Raw genomic sequence first — 18,619 nt, forward strand, 5'->3', positions numbered from 1 at the left:
GGTCGTTCTATCCGTCGGTATTTTACAAAATTGTTAACAATTTTTAAACAACAAACGGCAACCGATTTGTCTATTCGCTAATAATCTCAATACATTCATGAGATTACCAGAAAAAAGCCGGCCGTTGGGCCGGCTCTTTTATTTACATCACCAGACGGCGAATGTCAGATAGCGTGTTGTTAATGATGGTAATGAAACGCGCACCATCAGCACCGTCGATCACGCGGTGGTCGAAGGAGAGAGAAATCGGCAGCATCAGACGCGGCACGAACTCTTTACCATTCCACACAGGTTCCATCGCGGACTTGGAAACACCGAGGATAGCCACTTCCGGCGCGTTCACAATCGGCGCGAAGTGGGTAGTACCCAGGCCACCGATGCTGGAGATGGTGAAGCAACCGCCCTGCATTTCGCCCGCAGTCAGCTTACCGTCACGCGCTTTCTTAGAAATAGTCATCAGCTCGCGAGACAGTTCGATGATGCCTTTCTTGTTGACGTCTTTGAATACCGGAACAACCAGACCGTTCGGAGTATCCACCGCCACACCAATGTTGATGTATTTCTTCAGGGTCAGACGCTGACCGTCTTCCGACAGCGAACTGTTGAAGCGAGGCATCTGCTCAAGTGCCGCAGCAACGGCTTTCATGATGAAGACAACTGGGGTTATCTTCACATCCAGCTTACGTTTCGCTGCTTCTTCGTTCTGCTGTTTACGGAACGCTTCCAGCTCGGTGATATCCGTTTTGTCGAAGTGAGTAACATGCGGGATCATCACCCAGTTACGGCTCAGGTTAGCACCAGAGATTTTCTGGATACGGCCCAGTTCCACTTCTTCGATTTCACCAAACTTACTGAAGTCCACCTTCGGCCATGGCAGCATGCCAGGGATACCGCCGCCAGTCGCCGCCGGAGCCGCTTCTGCACGTTTGATAGCTTCTTTCACGTAAGCCTGAACGTCTTCGCGCAGGATACGGCCTTTACGGCCAGTGCCTTTCACTTTCGCCAGGTTAACACCAAACTCACGTGCCAGACGGCGGATCAGCGGAGTCGCGTGAACGTAAGCGTCGTTTTCAGCGAATTCAGATTTGCCTTCGGCTTTCGCAGCCGGTGCTGCTGCCGGGGCTTCAGCTTTTGCTGCCGGAGCCGGAGCTGCCGCTTCCTGTTTCGCTGGAGCTGCCGCAGGCGCTGCACCTTCAACTTCGAAGATCATAATCAGCGAGCCAGTTTTCACTTTATCGCCAACGTTGACTTTCAGTTCCTTCACGACGCCAGCAAAAGGAGCCGGAACTTCCATAGAAGCTTTGTCGCCTTCAACGGTAATCAGTGACTGTTCAGCGGCAACTTTATCGCCCACTTTCACCATCACTTCGGTCACTTCAACTTCGTCACCGCCGATATCCGGAACGTTAACTTCTTTCACACCAGCCGCTGGTGCAGGTGCTGCTGCCGGAGCCGCTTCCTGTTTAGCCGCCGGAGCTGCCGCGCCTGCTTCACCTGCTACTTCGAAGACCATAATCAGCGAGCCGGTAGACACTTTGTCACCCACGTTCACTTTGATCTCTTTCACGGTGCCAGCAAACGGTGCAGGAACTTCCATAGAAGCCTTGTCGCCTTCTACGGTGATCAGCGACTGTTCAGCTTCAACTTTGTCGCCCACTTTCACCAGGATTTCGGTCACTTCGACTTCATCGCTGCCGATATCCGGAACGTTTACGTCTTTTGCCGCCGCAGCCGCTGGTGCTGCTGCCGGAGCTGCTTCTTTCTTCTCTTCTGCCTGAGCAGGTGCAGCGTCAGCTGCACCGTCGGCGGAATCGAAAATCATAATAAGTGCACCGGTCTGGGTTTTATCGCCAACAGAGACTTTGATCTCTTTAACGATACCCGCCTGTGGAGACGGAACTTCCATAGAGGCTTTGTCGCCTTCTACGGTGATCAGCGACTGTTCGGCTTCAACTTTGTCGCCCACTTTGACCAGGATCTCGGTGATTTCAACTTCATCAGCCCCGATGTCCGGTACTTTGATTTCGATAGCCATTATTCTTTTACCTCTTACGCCAGACGCGGGTTAACTTTTTCTGCATCGATGTTGAATTTGGCGATTGCGTCAGCAACCACTTTCTTATCGATTTCGCCACGTTTAGCCAGTTCGCCCAGCGCCGCAACCACGACATAGGAAGCATCAACTTCGAAGTGGTGACGCAGGTTCTCACGGCTGTCGGAACGACCGAAGCCATCAGTACCCAGTACGCGGTAGTCGTCGGCCGGTACGTAAGTACGGACCTGTTCAGCGAACAGTTTCATATAGTCGGTAGATGCTACTGCCGGAGCGTCGTTCATCACCTGAGCGATGTACGGAACGCGCGGAGTTTCCAGCGGGTGCAGCATGTTCCAGCGTTCACAATCCTGACCATCACGCGCCAGTTCGGTGAAGGAGGTCACGCTATAAACGTCAGAACCTACGCCGTAGTCTTTCGCCAGGATCTCTGCTGCTTCACGGACGTGACGCAGGATAGAACCGGAGCCCAGCAGCTGAACTTTACCTTTGCTACCTTCAATGGTTTCGAGTTTGTAGATACCTTTACGGATACCTTCCTCAGCACCTTCCGGCATTGCCGGCATGTGGTAGTTTTCGTTCAGCGTGGTGATGTAATAGTAAACGTTCTCTTGTTTTTCACCGTACATACGCTCCAGACCGTCATGCATAATGACAGCAACTTCGTAAGCGTAAGCCGGGTCGTAAGAGATACAGTTCGGGATAGTCAGCGACTGAATGTGGCTGTGACCATCTTCGTGCTGCAGACCTTCGCCGTTCAGGGTGGTACGACCGGAAGTACCGCCGATCAGGAAGCCACGCGCTTGCTGGTCGCCAGCCGCCCAGCACAGATCACCGATACGCTGGAAGCCGAACATCGAGTAATAGATGTAGAACGGGATCATCGGCAGATTGTTGGTGCTGTAAGAGGTCGCCGCTGCCAGCCAGGAACAACCTGCGCCCAGCTCGTTGATCCCTTCCTGCAGAATCTGACCTTTCTCGTCTTCTTTATAGTAAGCAACCTGCTCGCGGTCCTGCGGGGTGTACTGCTGACCGTTCGGGCTGTAAATACCAATCTGACGGAACAAACCTTCCATACCGAAAGTACGCGCTTCGTCGGCGATGATCGGCACCAGGCGGTCTTTGATCGACTTGTTCTTCAGCATCACGTTCAGGGCGCGAACGAAAGCGATAGTGGTAGAGATCTCTTTGCTCTGCTCTTCCAGCAGCGCGCCGAAGTCTTGCAGGCTCGGCAGCTCCAGCTTCTCGGTGAAGTTCGGCTGGCGGCTTGGCAGATAACCGTGCAGTTTCTGACGCTGTGCGTGCAGATAGGTATGCTCTTCAGAACCTTCCGGGAAGGTGATGTACGGCAGTTTTTCGATATCAGCGTCAGACACCGGCACATTGAAACGGTCGCGGATATGACGCACGCCGTCCATGTTCATTTTCTTAACCTGGTGCGCGATGTTTTTACCTTCAGCCGCGTCGCCCATGCCGTAACCTTTAATGGTATGAGCAAGGATTACTGTCGCTTTGCCTTTGGTTTCCTGCGCTTTCTTGAATGCAGCGTAGATTTTCTTCGGATCGTGACCACCGCGGTTCAGAGCCCAGATCTGCTCATCAGTCCAGTCTGCAACCAGTGCTGCGGTTTCCGGATATTTACCGAAGAAGTGTTCACGAACGTACGCACCATCTTTCGATTTGAAGGTCTGGTAGTCGCCGTCAACGGTTTCGTTCATCAGCTGGATCAGTTTACCGCTGGTATCTTTACGCAGCAGTTCATCCCAACGGCTACCCCACATCACTTTGATCACGTTCCAGCCAGCACCTTCGAAGATGCCTTCCAGTTCGTTGATGATCTTGCCGTTACCGGTTACCGGGCCGTCAAGACGCTGCAGGTTACAGTTGATAACGAAGACCAGGTTATCCAGTTTTTCACGGGTAGCGATGGTGATCGCACCTTTGGATTCAGGTTCGTCCATCTCGCCGTCGCCGAGGAAAGCGTAAACGGTCTGTTTAGAGGTATCTTTCAGGCCACGGTGTTCCAGATATTTCAGGAACTTAGCCTGGTAAATAGCACCAATCGGACCCAGCCCCATAGATACGGTCGGGAACTGCCAGAATTCCGGCATCAGTTTCGGGTGCGGGTAGGAAGAGAGGCCATTGCCGTGAACTTCCTGACGGAAGTTATCCAGCTGCTCTTGAGTCAGACGACCTTCCAGGAAAGCACGTGCGTAAACGCCCGGGGAGATGTGGCCCTGGAAGTAAACCAGGTCGCCGCCATCCTGCTCGTTGCGTGCACGGAAGAAGTGGTTAAAGCACACATCATAAATGGTTGCGGAAGACTGGAAGGACGCCATGTGGCCGCCCAGTTCGAGGTCTTTTTTCGACGCACGCAAAACCGTCATGATGGCGTTCCAGCGGATAGCTGAACGAATACGGCGTTCCAGTTCCAGATTACCCGGATACTCCGGTTGTTCTTCAACGGGGATGGTGTTGATGTAGTTGCTGACGCCGGTGCCTGCGGCTACGTTGACTCCGCCTTTGCGGGCTTCAGCAAGCAGTTGGTCGATCAGATACTGAGCACGCTCAACACCTTCTTCACGGATGACCGATTCGATCGCCTGGAGCCAGTCGCGAGTTTCGATCGGATCCACGTCATTTGGGAAACGTTCTGACATGGGTTATTCCTTATCTATCTAATAACGTTGAGTTTTCTGGAACCTGTCCCATTGAACTCTCGCCGGAAAGCCCAATAAGACAGGTTCTACGTTTAGTTGCCGCGCTTTATATTTGCGCTTGATTTACAACATCTTCTGGTTAATTTTCACCAGAAAAATCACTAATTCTTTCGTTGCTCCAGACGGCGCAGAGAACGCTCACGGCGACTCTCTTCACGGCTTCTGTCGAGCAAAATTTCTTCGATAAAGGCCAGATGGCGATGCGATGCTTCGCGCGCTTCTTCCGGCTTACCGGCCATAATCGCTTCGAATATGCGGGTGCGGTGACTACTCACCAGCGGCAGCATCTCGCGACGCGAATAGAGCAATTCGAAGTTCTGACGGACATTCTGGGCCAACATCGGCTCCATACACCTTAGCAGATGAAGCAAAACCACATTGTGGGCCGCTTCGGTGACGGCAATCTGATACTGGAGTACGGCGTTTGATTCCGCGTCCAGATCGCCAGACTGCTGCGCCAGCTCTATGGCGTGATGGAGTTCACGGATGCGTTCCTTGTCTTCATCGGTACTACGCAGCGCGGCGTAATAAGCGGCGATACCTTCCAGGGCGTGTCGTGTTTCGAGCAAGTCATACTGTGATTCAGGATGGTCGGAGAGCAGCTCCACCAGCGGATCGCTGAAGCTTTGCCAGAGGCTGCTCTGAACAAACGTGCCGCCACCCTGGCGACGAAGCAACAAGCCCTTCGCTTCGAGGCGTTGAATCGCCTCACGCAAGGAGGGACGGGATACGTCGAACTGTTTCGCCAGTTCGCGTTCCGGTGGGAGTTTTTCGCCCGGGCGGAGAGTGCCTTCGAGGATCAAAAACTCCAGTTGCTGCTCAATCACATCGGAGAGTTTTGGTTGGCGGATTTTGCTGTAGGCCATGAGTTCCTGTCTTAAGCCACTTGCCGAAGTCAATTGGTCTTACCAATTTCATGTCTGTGACGCTAAAGTAACAAAGTATTCACCTTATGTCCATACAGGTTTTGATTGAAATCATGAAACTGTGCACATTTTAACAACTTGACATATATAACGTTTCAAAGTTGTAACTATGCACAAATGTAGGCTTTACGTGCGAAAGGAATTTTTTAACGATTATTAAACTATAAAAATCCAAATTGAACCGATTCACTTACCAATTTTTTGATTTCTAATTCAGTTTAAGTGAATTTATATTCACGCATTGTGATGAAGATAATTTGGTCGGGACTTTACAAACGGTGTCTTTTTAAGCAACCCATCTTCAACCATGCATAAAGCGGGTGCATTCGTTGGCTCATACCATTATTCTTGATCTGACGGAAGTCTTTCTGTAACAATTCAAGCTTCTTTGATGTAAATAAATTAATACAACAAACGGAATTGCAAACTTACACACGCATCATTGCGTAGATCAAAAAAACAACCACCGCACGAGGTTTCATGATGGAAGGTCAACAGCACGGCGAGCAGCTAAAGCGCGGCCTTAAAAACCGCCATATTCAGCTTATCGCGCTGGGTGGCGCGATAGGGACCGGGCTATTCCTGGGAAGCGCCTCCGTAATACAGTCCGCAGGGCCAGGGATTATTCTGGGTTATGCCATTGCAGGTTTTATCGCTTTTCTGATCATGCGTCAGCTAGGTGAAATGGTGGTCGAAGAACCTGTCGCAGGCTCCTTCAGCCACTTTGCTTATAAATACTGGGGCAGCTTTGCCGGATTCGCTTCTGGCTGGAACTATTGGGTACTGTACGTTTTAGTTGCCATGGCAGAACTTACGGCTGTCGGCAAATACATTCAGTTCTGGTATCCGGAAATCCCAACCTGGGCTTCTGCCGCCGTGTTCTTTGTGGTGATCAACGCCATCAACCTGACCAACGTTAAAGTGTTTGGTGAGATGGAGTTCTGGTTTGCCATTATCAAAGTTATTGCGGTAGTGGCGATGATCATCTTCGGCGGCTGGCTGTTGTTCAGCGGCAACGGTGGCCCTCAGGCGAGCGTTCGCAACCTTTGGGAACAGGGCGGCTTCCTGCCGCACGGCTTTACCGGGCTGGTGATGATGATGGCGATTATCATGTTCTCGTTCGGTGGTCTGGAACTGGTAGGGATCACCGCAGCAGAAGCTGATAACCCAGAGCAAAGTATTCCCAAAGCGACTAACCAGGTTATCTACCGCATCCTGATTTTCTACATTGGTTCGTTAGCCGTTCTGCTCTCGCTGATGCCGTGGACACGCGTTACCGCCGATACCAGCCCATTTGTACTGATCTTCCACGAGTTAGGCGATACTTTTGTCGCAAACGCCCTGAACATTGTGGTACTGACGGCGGCACTTTCGGTTTACAACAGTTGCGTCTACTGCAACAGCCGTATGCTGTTTGGTCTGGCTCAACAAGGCAATGCGCCAAAAGCGCTGGCGTCTGTCGATAAACGCGGCGTGCCGGTAAATACCATCCTGGTATCTGCGCTGGTTACAGCATTGTGTGTACTGATTAACTACCTTGCTCCAGAATCTGCGTTCGGCCTGTTAATGGCGTTGGTAGTTTCTGCACTGGTTATTAACTGGGCGATGATAAGTCTTGCGCACATGAAATTCCGTCGCGCCAAACAAGCACAAGGCGTGGCTACCCGCTTCCCTGCTCTGCTCTATCCGCTGGGTAACTGGATCTGCCTGCTGTTTATGGCGGCGGTACTGGTGATTATGCTGATGACGCCAGGAATGGCGATTTCGGTATACCTGATCCCGGTATGGCTGGTGGTGTTAGGCATCGGCTATCTGTTCAAAGAGAAAGCCGCAAAAACCGTAAAAGCGCATTAATTTCTCTACGCCCTCACCCGTTCTGGGTGAGGGTTGTTACCTGCCTCACACTTTTCCCTGTATAGCTATATCCTCCATATCAGTGGCGCTATCCTGCAACGCAATTTCCCCATATCAAGCGAATAATTATCTTCATCACTTGATGGGGAGTCTTCTCTATGAACAGCAGTAAATTATCAGTAAGAGAAAAGATCGGCTATGGGATGGGCGATGCAGGATGCAACATCATCTTTGGTGCTATCATGCTGTTTGTTAACTATTTTTATACGGATATTTTTGGTCTTGCCCCCGCATTGGTTGGCGTATTATTACTTTCGGTACGCGTCATTGATGCCGTAACTGACCCGATTATGGGCGCCATTGCAGACCGGACTCAAAGCAAATATGGTCGTTTTCGCCCCTGGTTGCTGTGGATTGCTTTCCCCTACGCACTGTTTAGCATCCTGATGTTCACCACGCCAGAGTGGAACTACAGCAGCAAAGTTATCTATGCCTTTGCCACTTATTTCCTGCTCTCCCTGACTTACACCGCCATCAACATTCCTTACTGTTCGTTAGGCGGTGTAATCACTAACGATCCACAAGAACGTGTGGCCTGTCAGTCGTACCGTTTTGTAATGGTAGGGATCGCCACACTTCTGCTCTCGCTGACGCTACTGCCGATGGTGGATCTATTTGGCGGCGATAACAAAGCGAAGGGATATCAACTGGCGATGACCGTACTGGCGATAATCGGCATGTGCATGTTTCTATTTTGTTTTGCCACTGTTCGCGAGCGCATTCGTCCGGCGGTACCCACACATGACGACATGAAGAATGATTTTAAAGATGTCTGGAAAAACGATCAGTGGGTGCGCATTTTGCTGCTCACCTTATGTAACGTCTGCCCAGGATTCATCCGCATGGCAGCAACCATGTACTATGTGACCTGGGTAATGGGAGATAGTACACAGTTTGCCACACTCTTTATTAGCCTCGGCGTTGTCGGAATGATGATTGGTAGTATGCTGGCGAAAGTGTTAACCGACCGCTGGTGCAAACTGAAAGTCTTCTTCTGGACCAACATCGCGCTGGCCATTTTTTCCTGCACATTTTACCTCTTCGATCCGCACGCCACGGTGATGATTGTGGTGCTTTACTTCCTCCTCAACATTCTGCATCAGATCCCTTCCCCGCTGCACTGGTCACTGATGGCAGACGTCGACGACTACGGCGAATGGAAGACCGGTAAACGTATCACCGGCATCAGCTTCTCCGGTAACCTTTTCTTCCTGAAACTGGGCCTGGCCATTGCCGGGGCGATGGTGGGCTTTCTGCTCTCATGGTACGGCTACGATGCTGGTGCGAAAGCCCAAAGCGCCACGGCGATTAACGGTATTGTGCTGCTCTTTACCGTCATTCCCGGAGTGGGTTATCTGATTACCGCGGGAGTGGTCCGTTTACTAAAAGTAGACCGCGAACTGATGAAACGCATTCAAAGCGATCTGGAAAAACGTCGTACCAATTACCGCGAACTTAATGATTATCAGGAAATAAACGCTGTAGAAACAGTAAGGAAAGCCTAATGCAAGACTGGCCGAATCCGTTTATCGAGCAACGCGCCGATCCCTTTATCCTGCGCGATGGCAACAACTATTACTTTATCGCCTCGGTGCCGGAGTATGACCGGCTGGAAATTCGCCGGGCAAATTCACTCATCGGACTGCGAAGCGCCACTCCTGTCGTGGTGTGGCGTAAACCGCAAAGCGGTCCCATGAGCGAGCTTATCTGGGCACCGGAGCTGCATCATATTGAAGACCGGTGGTATATCTATTTTGCAGCTACCCACACTCAAGCGCTCGACAAACTGGGAATGTTTCAGCACCGGATGTTTGTCCTCGAATGCCGTGATGCCAATCCGCTCACCGGAACGTGGGTTGAAAAAGGGCAAGTTAAAACACCATTTGATACGTTTGCCCTTGATGCCACCACCTTTCACCATCAGGGAAAACAGTGGTATCTATGGGCGCAAAAAGCGCCGGATATCGCAGGGAACTCAAATATTTATCTGGCAGAAATGGAAAACCCATGGACGATTAAAGGCGAGCCGGTGATGTTGAGCAAACCAGAGTATGACTGGGAATGTCGCGGATTCTGGGTCAATGAAGGTCCGGCTGTTGTGACGCATGGTAACCGACTATTTATTAGTTACTCTGCCAGTGCCACCGATGAGAACTACTGCATGGGGTTATTGTGGATAGACATTGACGCTGACCCGAAAGTGCCAGAGAACTGGCATAAATCGACCCACCCGGTCTTTTCGACCAGCTATGCAAACCAACAGTATGGCCCTGGCCATAATAGCTTTACCCAAACCCCAGACGGTGATGATGTATTGGTCTACCACGCACGTAATTACACCGAAATTGAAGGCGATCCACTTTACGATCCCAACCGTCATACTCGCTTAAAATTAATTCGCTGGGACGAAAATGGGATGCCTGACTTTGGCATCCCACCTGCGGAAACTTACTGATTACATTGCCCGGTGTATATCGCCGGGCACTACACCAACGCCCCGTAAATCGTCAGCAGCGCAATCACTACCACAACCACGAACGAAGTTTTCTTCGCCATTGAAACCGCTGCTTTCGGCGTCTCCACCTTATCGACATGCGGTTCACGCGCCAGAGAAAACTGCGCCAGACGCGTTAGTACCTGGTATTGCGATGTATGGAAATCGGTCAGTGAAGCAAACCAGGCAGGCAACGCTTTCTCACCGTGACCAATCAAGGCATAAACTACGCCCGCAAGGCGAACTGGCACCCAATCCAGTACATGAAGCACGGCGTCAACTCCCGACTGTAAACGATGATGCGGCGTCTGGTAACGCGCCAGCCAGTATTGCCATGCACGCAAAAACGCATACCCCGTCAGGGTAACGGGCCCCCAGGTTCCCCCCACAATCAGCCAGAACAGCGGCGCAAGGTAAAAACGAAAGTTAATCCACAACAGGGCATTTTGCAGTTCACGCAAAAACTCACGCTCATCGCAGTCTGCGGGGACGCCATGAATCATGGTTAACTCGCCAGCCATCGTGGAACGGGCATGGCTATCGTTACGAGAAGCTGCGGTCAGATAAGCATGATAATGGAGACGAACTTTACCTGCGCCAATACACAGTAAACCAAGCAACAGCCACACCACCAGCGTCGGGACGTTGAACAATAACCCATGCAACGCGCGCAACAGTAAAAAGGTCGCCCCCATCGCAATAATGGTCATTCCTAATGTGCGCCCCAGCGAGAAATGTTTCACCCGCCGAAAGAACGCCTCGAGGCGGTGATCAAGCTGCCAGTGCTCGCCCAGCTTAAACAGGCGCTCGAAAATTAACACCAGTAAGGTTGTGAATAGCGTCATGTTGTCTCCTTGCTGACCAGCGCACGAAACCGTGCCCAATCAAATGCAGGACCAGGATCGGTTTTACGATCCGGCGCAATATCGCAATGCCCCGTCATGTTATTAGCGATATCTGGATAGCGATGAATCAGCGCCCGCGTAACCGCCGCCAGTTGCTGATACTGCGCATCGGTATAAGCCAGCGTATCAGTGCCTTCCAGCTCAATCCCAATAGAAAAATCATTACAGCGCTCGCGACCTTGATACTGAGATACCCCCGCATGCCAGGCGCGTTTATCGAAAGGAACATACTGGACAATTTCACCATCACGGCGAATCAAACAGTGAGCGGAAACGCGTAAATGGGCAATCTCGGCAAAGAAGGGATGTGCCTGCGGATCAATAGTCCCGGTGAATAATGCATCAATCCACGGACCGCCAAACTCGCCTGGCGGCAGGCTAATATTGTGCACCACCAGCAAGGTGGGAGTTTCGTCATCCGGGCGACAATCGTAATGTGGTGAGGGAACGCGGCGCGCGCCGACCAGCCACCCCTGTTCTAACAACATGCAGGATCTCCTTATATGTGGTGCTAATACCCGGTTCAGAGTAGCATGTTTCTACCTTATGATTCGTTAGCTATCTGGAGTTTTAACATGCCGCCTCGCCGCTATAACCCTGACACCCGACGTGACGAGCTGCTGGAACGCATTAATCTCGATATCCCCGGCGCGGTGGCCCAAGCGTTGCGGGAAGATTTAGGCGGAACAGTTGATGCCAACAACGACATTACGGCAAAACTTTTACCGGAAAATTCTCGCTCTCATGCCACGGTGATCACCCGCGAGAATGGCGTATTTTGCGGAAAACGCTGGGTTGAAGAAGTGTTTATTCAACTGGCAGGCGACGATGTCACCATTATCTGGCATGTGGATGACGGTGATGTCATTAACGCCAATCAACTCCTTTTCGAACTCGAAGGCCCATCCCGCGTGTTGTTAACCGGCGAACGTACTGCGCTTAATTTTGTACAAACTCTTTCTGGCGTAGCCAGTAAGGTTCGCCACTATGTTGAATTGCTGGAAGGCACCGACACACAGTTGCTGGATACGCGCAAAACCTTACCAGGCCTGCGTTCTGCATTGAAATATGCGGTACTTTGCGGCGGCGGTGCTAACCACCGTCTGGGGCTTTCTGATGCCTTCCTGATCAAAGAAAACCATATTATTGCCTCCGGCTCAGTGCGCCAGGCGGTCGAAAAAGCGTCCTGGCTGCATCCAGATGCGCCAGTAGAAGTTGAAGTAGAGAATCTGGAAGAACTTGATGAAGCCCTGAAAGCAGGTGCCGATATCATCATGCTGGATAACTTCGACACAGAACAGATGCGCAAAGCAGTTAAACGCACCAACGGCAAGGCGCTGCTGGAAGTGTCTGGCAACGTCACCGACAAAACGCTGCGCGAATTTGCCGAAACGGGCGTGGACTTTATCTCCGTCGGCGCGCTGACCAAGCACGTGCAGGCACTCGACCTTTCAATGCGTTTTCGCTAACTGCTGACAGACTTATCCGCTCTGTAACGGGGCGGATATTCTTCCCTTCCCTCCTTTCTTCGTAACGCCTCGCAAATTTTCTGTCTTTTGCTGCAACGTAATAAAAAACATCTGAAGCCGCCTTCCCGTTTCGTTTTTTGCCCCTCGCCTGTGCTGATGGCGTTTGCCAAAGTAGCGCTAACCAAATCAAGGAGCGAAACAGATGGACAAGCAACGCGGTTTTACACTTATCGAACTGATGGTGGTTATTGGCATCATTGCCATTTTAAGCGCCATTGGCATTCCGGCTTATCAGAACTACCTGCGCAAAGCCGCTCTCACCGACATGCTACAAACCTTTGTGCCTTACCGCACCGCCATAGAGTTATGCGCACTGGAACATGGCGGACTGGACACCTGCGACGGCGGCAGCAATGGCATCCCCTCGCCCACCACTACCCGCTATGTTTCTGCTATGAGCGTGGCAAAGGGAGTAGTGTCGCTGACCGGGCAAGAGAGCCTCAATGGTTTAAGCGTCATCATGACGCCCGGTTGGGATAACGCTAACGGTGTCACCGGCTGGACGCGTAACTGCAATATTCAAAGTGACAGCGCGTTGCAGCAAGCCTGCGAAGACGTCTTCCGCTTTGATGACGCCAACTAAGGAGCGGCAATGAATATTTCACAGCTCACCGCCCTGTGTCTGCGTTACCAGGGGGTCTTACTGGATGCCAGCGAAGAAGTGGTTCATGTTGCGGTGGTCGACGCCCCCTCACATGAGTTGCTGGATGCATTGCATTTCGCTACCACTAAACGTATTGAGATCACCTGCTGGACGCGCCAACAAATGGAAGGTCACGCCAGTCGCTCACAACAGACATTGCCCGTGGCCGTTCACGATAAGCATCAGCCCAAAGCAGAGTTGCTGACTCATACGTTGCAATCTGCACTGGAACAACGTGCATCTGATATTCATATCGAACCAGCGGACAATAGCTATCGCATCCGCTTGCGTATCGACGGCGTGCTGCATCCTTTACCTGATATTTCACTGGATGCCGGGGTCGCTTTAACCGCCAGGTTAAAAGTGCTGGGAAGCCTGGATATTGCAGAACATCGCCTGCCGCAAGACGGGCAATTCACTGTCGAACTGACGGGGAACGCCGTCTCATTTCGCATTGCTACCTTGCCATGTCGCGGCGGTGAAAAGGTAGTATTACGGTTGTTACAGCAGGTGGACCAGGCGCTGGATGTCAACACGCTGGGGATGCAACCGTCACAACTGACGGACTTTACCCACGCCTTGCAGCAACCACAGGGTCTGGTGCTGGTAACAGGCCCAACCGGAAGCGGCAAAACAGTCACGCTGTATAGCGCCCTGCAAACGCTGAATACCGCTGATATTAATATTTGCAGCGTGGAAGATCCGGTTGAGATCCCCATCGCCGGGATAAACCAGACGCAAATCCATCCGCGTGCCGGTCTTACCTTTCAGGGCGTTTTGCGTGCGTTATTGCGCCAGGACCCCGACGTCATCATGATCGGAGAGATCCGCGATGGCGAAACGGCAGAAATCGCCATTAAAGCCGCACAAACGGGTCATCTGGTATTGTCCACGCTACACACCAACTCCACCTGCGAAACACTGGTACGTTTACAGCAAATGGGCGTTGCCCGCTGGATGCTCTCGTCGGCGCTTACGCTGGTAATAGCCCAGCGTCTGGTACGTAAACTTTGCCCGCATTGTCGCCAACGGCAAGAGGAACCGATTCGTCTTCCAGACAATATATGGTCATCTCCGCTGTCCCGCTGGCAGGCACCAGGTTGCGAACATTGCTACCACGGTTTTTATGGTCGTACCGCCCTGTTTGAAGTTCTGCCCATTACGCCAGCCATACGCCAGCTTATTTCCTCTAATGCTGAAGTTGGATCGCTGGAAACACACGCCAGGCGGACAGGTATGCGCACACTTTTTGAAAACGGCTGCCTGGCCGTGGAACAGGGCTTAACCACCTTTGAAGAGTTAATCCGCGTGTTGGGGATGCCGCATGGCGAATAAGCAACTCTGGCGATGGCATGGCATAACTCGTGACGGCAACGCGCAAGATGGGATGCAATGGTCAGAGAGTCGCGCTTTGCTACTTTTGGATCTACAGCAGCAAAGGGTTACCCCACTGCACCTGAAGCGAGTCAATATCAGTTCCGCACAGTGGCGCGGAGATAAAAGCGCGGAAGTCATTCATCAACTGGCGACGCTACTTAAAGCCGGGTTAACGCTTTCTGAAGGGCTGGCACTGCTGGCTGAACAGCATCCAAGTAAGCAATGGCAGGCATTGTTGCAATCGCTGGCTCACGATCTCGAACAGGGCGTGGCCTTTTCCAGTGCCTTATTGCCCTGGTCAGAGGTTTTTCCGCCGCTTTACCAGTCGATGATCCGCACGGGGGAAATGACCGGTAAGCTGGATGAATGCTGCTTTGAACTGGCGCGTCAGCAAAAAGCCCAGCGCCAGTTGGCCGACAAAGTGAAATCAGCGTTGCGTTACCCCATTATCATTTTAACGATGGCGATAATGGTCGTTGTGGCAATGCTGCATTTTGTCCTGCCGGAATTTGCCGCTATCTATAAAACCTTTAACACTCCGCTACCGGCACTAACGCAGGGGATCATGACGCTGGCAGACTTTAGTGGCGAATGGGGCTGGCTGCTGATAGTGCTCGGCTTTCTGTTGGCGATAGCCAACAAGCTGCTGATGCGTCGCCCAACCTGGCTTATTGCGCGGCAGAAATGGTTATTACGCATCCCGATTATGGGAGCCCTGATGCGGGGACAAAGACTCACGCAGATCTTTACGATTCTGGCACTGACACAAAGTGCGGGGATTACTTTTTTGCAGGGGGTTGAGAGCGTCAGAGAGACGATACGCTGCCCGTACTGGGCGCAACTTCTGACACAAATTCAGCATGATATCAGTAACGGTCAGCCCATCTGGCTGGCGCTAAAAAATGCAGGGGAGTTTAGCTCGCTCTGTTTGCAGTTAGTGAGAACAGGAGAGACATCCGGGTCGCTGGATCTCATGCTGGAGAATCTTGCCCATCATCATCGGGATAACACGCTGGCGCTGGCAGATAACCTTGCCGCCTTACTGGAACCAGCGTTGCTGGTCATTACCGGAGGAATTATCGGTACGTTAGTAGTGGCAATGTATCTGCCAATTTTCCATCTGAGCGATGCGATGAGTGGGGTGGGATAATGCTGGCGTGTTGCTCCACGCCAGCATTGGGAGATTACAGGTTATTGAAGATGCGGTTTTCTTGTTCCAGTACGCGGATAAACGTGGTGCGCTTGGTCAACTCTTTCAGGCGTGAAGCCCCAACGTAAGTGCAGGCTGAACGCAGGCCGCCTAAAATATCACGCGCGGTATTTTCAACCGGACCGCGCAGAGGCAGCTTAACGGTTTTACCTTCTGCTGCGCGATATTCCGCAACGCCGCCAACGTGACGTTTCATCGCAGACTCGGAGCTCATACCGTAGAACAGCATAAATTTCTCGCCGTTCTCTTCAACAATACGGCCGCCGCTCTCTTCGTGACCCGCCAGCATTCCGCCCAGCATTACGAAATCGGCACCGCCACCAAAAGCTTTAGCCACATCGCCCGGTGTGGTACAACCGCCATCGCTGACGATCATCCCGCCCAGACCGTGCGCGGCATCGGCACATTCGATCACCGCAGAAAGCTGCGGATAACCGACGCCCGTTTTCACGCGAGTTGTACAAACAGAGCCAGGGCCAATGCCAACTTTAACGATATCGGCACCGGAGAGGATAAGCTCCTCACACATTTCGCCAGTTACCACATTACCTGCACAAATGGTTTTGGTCGGCCACGCTTCACGTGCCTTCGCAACAAACTGCACGAAGTGCTCGGAATATCCATTCGCAACATCAATACAAACGAAGTTTAATGCCGGATTCAGGTCGAGAATTTGTTTAGTTTTTTCGAAATCGGCATCTGACGTGCCAGTAGAAACCATCACATGTTTCAGCACATCAGCGGAAGAATTGTTGATAAACGCTTGCCACTCTTCAACAGAGTAATGTTTATGTACAGCGGTCAGAATATCGAAAGAAGCCAGTGCCGTAGCCATAGTAAAAGTGCCTACGGTGTCCATATTTGCGGCGATAATCGGCACGCCGGACCAGCTTTGACCTGAATGCTTGAAGGTGAATTGACGTTCCAGTTCAACATCGGAACGGCTTTTAAGAGTAGAGCGTTTAGGGCGGATGAGGACGTCTTTAAAACCTAACTTCAGATCTTCTTCGATACGCATGTGCAGATTCCTGGGGTTAATGGCTATAAGGGTAAGAGCGCAACTCCAGTGACGCTATCATACGCACTAATCGATATGGCGCAAGACTGCGAAATTGTCTTTTTTTACGCTACAATCCCATAAATTTACCTGGTAAATAGTGGGCGAACGTTTCATCAATTTCGCTTTCGCGCGCTCTTTATTAACATTTTGATAATCATGATGAATTCCCAGGAATATAGATTATGAGGTATACAGTTGCCTTAACAGGCGGCATTGGCAGTGGCAAGAGTACCGTTGCAAATGCATTTGCTGACCTCGGAATTAATGTCATTGATGCCGATATTATTGCGCGTCAGGTGGTTGAACCAGGTACACCTGCACTGCGTGCCATTGCTGAACACTTTGGCGCTGACATTATTGCTGCTGATGGAACATTGCAACGTCGCACCTTGCGCGAACGGATCTTCGCCCATCCGGAAGAGAAAAACTGGCTTAATGCCCTGCTGCATCCTCTGATTCAGCAGGAGACGCAACGCCAGATCCAGCAATCAACTTCACCTTATGTACTGTGGGTTGTGCCATTGCTGGTAGAAAATTCGCTGCATAAAAAAGCGAATCGTGTACTGGTGGTGGATGTCAGCCCAGAAACTCAGCTTATGCGCACTATGCAACGTGATGATGTCACTCGCGAGCATGTTGAACAAATTCTTGCTGCCCAGGCAACGCGCGAAGCCCGTCTTGCGGTGGCAGATGACGTCATTGATAATAACGGCACACCGAATGCTATTGCATCAGATGTTGCCCGCCTGCACGCACACTATATGCAACTCGCGTCGCCGTTTGTCTCACAGGAAAAACCTTAATGCAGACCCAGGTCCTTTTTGAACATCCGCTAAATGAAAAAATGCGTACATGGCTGCGCATTGAGTTTTTAATTCAACAACTCACCGTAAATTTGCCTATTGCCGACTACGCTGGTGCTCTGCATTTCTTCCGTAATGTTAGTGAATTGCTGGATGTATTCGAGCGTGGAGAAGTTCGTACCGAGCTATTGAAAGAGCTGGAACGTCAACAGCGTAAACTCCAGACCTGGATTGGTGTGCCTGGCGTGGACCAGAGTCGTATTGAAGCATTAATTCAGCAGTTGAAGGCCGCAGGTAGCGTGCTGATTTCCGCGCCGCGTATCGGGCAATTTCTGCGTGAAGACAGGATGATAGCCCTGGTGCGCCAGCGTCTGAGCATTCCCGGCGGTTGTTGCAGCTTTGATTTACCTACGTTGCATATCTGGTTGCATTTACCCCAGTCGCAGCGCGACAGTCAGGTAGAAACCTGGATTGCCAGCCTGAGCCCGCTGACACAGGCACTTACAATGGTGTTGGATTTGATTCGTCAGTCGGCACCGTTCCGCAAACTGACCAGTCTGAACGGTTTTTATCAGGATAATGGCGAAGACGCCGATTTGTTACGCCTAAATCTGGCGCTCGATTCACAGCTTTATCCGCAAATATCCGGTCATAAGAGCCGTTTTGCCATTCGCTTTATGCCGCTGGACAGTGAAAATGGACAAGTACCGGAACGTCTGGATTTCGAACTGGCCTGTTGCTAAGGAGTAAAAATGTCTGAAACTATTACGGTGAGTTGCCCAACCTGCGGGAAAACGGTGGTGTGGGGTGAAGTCAGCCCATTTCGGCCATTTTGTTCCAAACGCTGCCAGTTGATTGACCTCGGAGAATGGGCTGCTGAAGAAAAACGAATCCCCAGCAGTGGCGATCTTTCTGAGAGCGATGACTGGAGCGAAGAGCCAAAGCAGTGACATTTGTCTGATGTCGCATCAGGCATCGTGTGTAA

16 protein-coding genes are annotated in these 18,619 nt (G+C 51.5%); 10 read left to right on the forward strand and 6 right to left on the reverse strand.

Going from position 1 to position 18,619, the window contains the following annotated elements; genetic code table 11:
- Nucleotides 1–142: 142 nt before the first annotated feature.
- The 3 genes from aceF to pdhR form a co-directional block, all read right to left on the reverse strand.
- Nucleotides 143–2,035, reverse strand: coding sequence for a pyruvate dehydrogenase complex dihydrolipoyllysine-residue acetyltransferase (aceF, locus tag A9180_RS00680; RefSeq protein ID WP_000963518.1), 1,893 nt, complete (start codon nucleotides 2,033–2,035; stop codon nucleotides 143–145).
- A 14-nt stretch (nucleotides 2,036–2,049) separates the two neighbouring features.
- On the reverse strand, nucleotides 2,050–4,713 hold the full coding sequence (gene aceE, locus A9180_RS00685) for a pyruvate dehydrogenase (acetyl-transferring), homodimeric type (protein ID WP_000003834.1): 2,664 nt from the start codon (nucleotides 4,711–4,713) through the stop codon (nucleotides 2,050–2,052).
- Nucleotides 4,714–4,874: 161 nt separating this feature from the next.
- A complete protein-coding gene (pdhR, locus tag A9180_RS00690; RefSeq protein ID WP_000331776.1) occupies nucleotides 4,875–5,639 on the reverse strand; it encodes a pyruvate dehydrogenase complex transcriptional repressor PdhR in 765 nt (254 codons plus the stop codon).
- Nucleotides 5,640–6,179: 540 nt separating this feature from the next.
- Here pdhR and aroP point away from each other — a divergent pair.
- From aroP to A9180_RS00705, 3 genes are all read left to right on the forward strand, one after another.
- The gene (aroP, locus tag A9180_RS00695; RefSeq protein ID WP_074399394.1) at nucleotides 6,180–7,553 is read left to right on the forward strand and encodes an aromatic amino acid transporter AroP; all 1,374 of its coding nucleotides are present in this window, start codon (nucleotides 6,180–6,182) and stop codon (nucleotides 7,551–7,553) included.
- Nucleotides 7,554–7,711: 158 nt separating this feature from the next.
- Nucleotides 7,712–9,118, forward strand: a complete 1,407-nt coding sequence (locus A9180_RS00700) for a glycoside-pentoside-hexuronide (GPH):cation symporter (protein WP_064525135.1) — start codon at nucleotides 7,712–7,714, stop codon at nucleotides 9,116–9,118.
- On the forward strand, nucleotides 9,118–10,068 hold the full coding sequence (locus tag A9180_RS00705) for a family 43 glycosylhydrolase (protein WP_064525138.1): 951 nt from the start codon (nucleotides 9,118–9,120) through the stop codon (nucleotides 10,066–10,068). Before A9180_RS00700 ends, A9180_RS00705 begins: the two co-directional genes overlap by 1 nt.
- A gap of 29 nt (nucleotides 10,069–10,097) precedes the next feature.
- Here the strand turns inward: A9180_RS00705 and ampE are convergent, their stop codons facing one another.
- Together ampE and ampD are read right to left on the reverse strand one after the other, a co-directional pair.
- Nucleotides 10,098–10,952, reverse strand: coding sequence for a beta-lactamase regulator AmpE (ampE, locus tag A9180_RS00710; protein ID WP_064525141.1), 855 nt, complete (start codon nucleotides 10,950–10,952; stop codon nucleotides 10,098–10,100).
- Entirely contained in the window at nucleotides 10,949–11,500 is a 552-nt protein-coding gene (gene ampD, locus A9180_RS00715; protein WP_064525143.1) for a 1,6-anhydro-N-acetylmuramyl-L-alanine amidase AmpD, read from the reverse strand. The genes ampE and ampD overlap by 4 nt, the downstream gene beginning before the upstream one ends.
- Nucleotides 11,501–11,587: 87 nt before the next feature.
- Here ampD and nadC point away from each other — a divergent pair, with 87 nt between their 5' ends.
- The 4 genes from nadC (at nucleotide 11,588) to hofC (ending at nucleotide 15,711) form a co-directional block, all read left to right on the forward strand.
- A complete protein-coding gene (gene nadC / locus A9180_RS00720) occupies nucleotides 11,588–12,481 on the forward strand; it encodes a carboxylating nicotinate-nucleotide diphosphorylase (RefSeq protein WP_064525146.1) in 894 nt (297 codons plus the stop codon).
- 202 nt (nucleotides 12,482–12,683) lie between these two features.
- Nucleotides 12,684–13,124, forward strand: a complete 441-nt coding sequence (gene ppdD / locus A9180_RS00730; protein WP_064525149.1) for a prepilin peptidase-dependent pilin — start codon at nucleotides 12,684–12,686, stop codon at nucleotides 13,122–13,124.
- 9 nt (nucleotides 13,125–13,133) lie between these two features.
- Nucleotides 13,134–14,519 carry a type II secretion system protein GspE gene (gspE, locus tag A9180_RS00735; protein WP_064525152.1) on the forward strand — a complete coding sequence of 462 codons (1,386 nt, stop codon included), beginning with the start codon at nucleotides 13,134–13,136 and terminating at the stop codon, nucleotides 14,517–14,519.
- Nucleotides 14,509–15,711, forward strand: a complete 1,203-nt coding sequence (hofC, locus tag A9180_RS00740; RefSeq protein WP_064525155.1) for a protein transport protein HofC — start codon at nucleotides 14,509–14,511, stop codon at nucleotides 15,709–15,711. Before gspE ends, hofC begins: the two co-directional genes overlap by 11 nt.
- 34 nt (nucleotides 15,712–15,745) lie before the next feature.
- On the opposite strand, the gene guaC is transcribed toward hofC, so the two are convergent.
- Nucleotides 15,746–16,789, reverse strand: coding sequence for a GMP reductase (guaC, locus tag A9180_RS00745; RefSeq protein WP_001217354.1), 1,044 nt, complete (start codon nucleotides 16,787–16,789; stop codon nucleotides 15,746–15,748).
- 224 nt (nucleotides 16,790–17,013) lie between these two features.
- Here guaC and coaE point away from each other — a divergent pair, with 224 nt between their 5' ends.
- Genes coaE through yacG form a run of 3 tightly spaced genes read left to right on the forward strand, consistent with a single transcriptional unit; the run spans nucleotide 17,014 to nucleotide 18,584 of the window.
- Nucleotides 17,014–17,634, forward strand: coding sequence for a dephospho-CoA kinase (gene coaE / locus A9180_RS00750; protein WP_064525158.1), 621 nt, complete (start codon nucleotides 17,014–17,016; stop codon nucleotides 17,632–17,634).
- A complete protein-coding gene (gene zapD / locus A9180_RS00755) occupies nucleotides 17,634–18,377 on the forward strand; it encodes a cell division protein ZapD (protein ID WP_064525161.1) in 744 nt (247 codons plus the stop codon). Before coaE ends, zapD begins: the two co-directional genes overlap by 1 nt.
- A 9-nt stretch (nucleotides 18,378–18,386) precedes the next feature.
- Nucleotides 18,387–18,584, forward strand: coding sequence for a DNA gyrase inhibitor YacG (gene yacG, locus A9180_RS00760; RefSeq protein ID WP_064525164.1), 198 nt, complete (start codon nucleotides 18,387–18,389; stop codon nucleotides 18,582–18,584).
- Nucleotides 18,585–18,619 lie beyond the last annotated feature (35 nt).

Source organism: Escherichia sp. B1147 (genome assembly GCF_001660175.1).
Taxonomy (GTDB): Bacteria; Pseudomonadota; Gammaproteobacteria; order Enterobacterales; family Enterobacteriaceae; genus Escherichia; species Escherichia whittamii.

Coding starts and splice junctions, on each gene's coding strand:
- aceF (WP_000963518.1), bottom strand. CDS start 2,035: ATGGCTATCGAAATCAAAGTACCGGACATCGGGGCTGATGAAGTTGAA.
- aceE (WP_000003834.1), bottom strand. CDS start 4,713: ATGTCAGAACGTTTCCCAAATGACGTGGATCCGATCGAAACTCGCGAC.
- pdhR (WP_000331776.1), bottom strand. CDS start 5,639: ATGGCCTACAGCAAAATCCGCCAACCAAAACTCTCCGATGTGATTGAG.
- aroP (WP_074399394.1), top strand. CDS start 6,180: ATGATGGAAGGTCAACAGCACGGCGAGCAGCTAAAGCGCGGCCTTAAA.
- A9180_RS00700 (WP_064525135.1), top strand. CDS start 7,712: ATGAACAGCAGTAAATTATCAGTAAGAGAAAAGATCGGCTATGGGATG.
- A9180_RS00705 (WP_064525138.1), top strand. CDS start 9,118: ATGCAAGACTGGCCGAATCCGTTTATCGAGCAACGCGCCGATCCCTTT.
- ampE (WP_064525141.1), bottom strand. CDS start 10,952: ATGACGCTATTCACAACCTTACTGGTGTTAATTTTCGAGCGCCTGTTT.
- ampD (WP_064525143.1), bottom strand. CDS start 11,500: ATGTTGTTAGAACAGGGGTGGCTGGTCGGCGCGCGCCGCGTTCCCTCA.
- nadC (WP_064525146.1), top strand. CDS start 11,588: ATGCCGCCTCGCCGCTATAACCCTGACACCCGACGTGACGAGCTGCTG.
- ppdD (WP_064525149.1), top strand. CDS start 12,684: ATGGACAAGCAACGCGGTTTTACACTTATCGAACTGATGGTGGTTATT.
- gspE (WP_064525152.1), top strand. CDS start 13,134: ATGAATATTTCACAGCTCACCGCCCTGTGTCTGCGTTACCAGGGGGTC.
- hofC (WP_064525155.1), top strand. CDS start 14,509: ATGGCGAATAAGCAACTCTGGCGATGGCATGGCATAACTCGTGACGGC.
- guaC (WP_001217354.1), bottom strand. CDS start 16,789: ATGCGTATCGAAGAAGATCTGAAGTTAGGTTTTAAAGACGTCCTCATC.
- coaE (WP_064525158.1), top strand. CDS start 17,014: ATGAGGTATACAGTTGCCTTAACAGGCGGCATTGGCAGTGGCAAGAGT.
- zapD (WP_064525161.1), top strand. CDS start 17,634: ATGCAGACCCAGGTCCTTTTTGAACATCCGCTAAATGAAAAAATGCGT.
- yacG (WP_064525164.1), top strand. CDS start 18,387: ATGTCTGAAACTATTACGGTGAGTTGCCCAACCTGCGGGAAAACGGTG.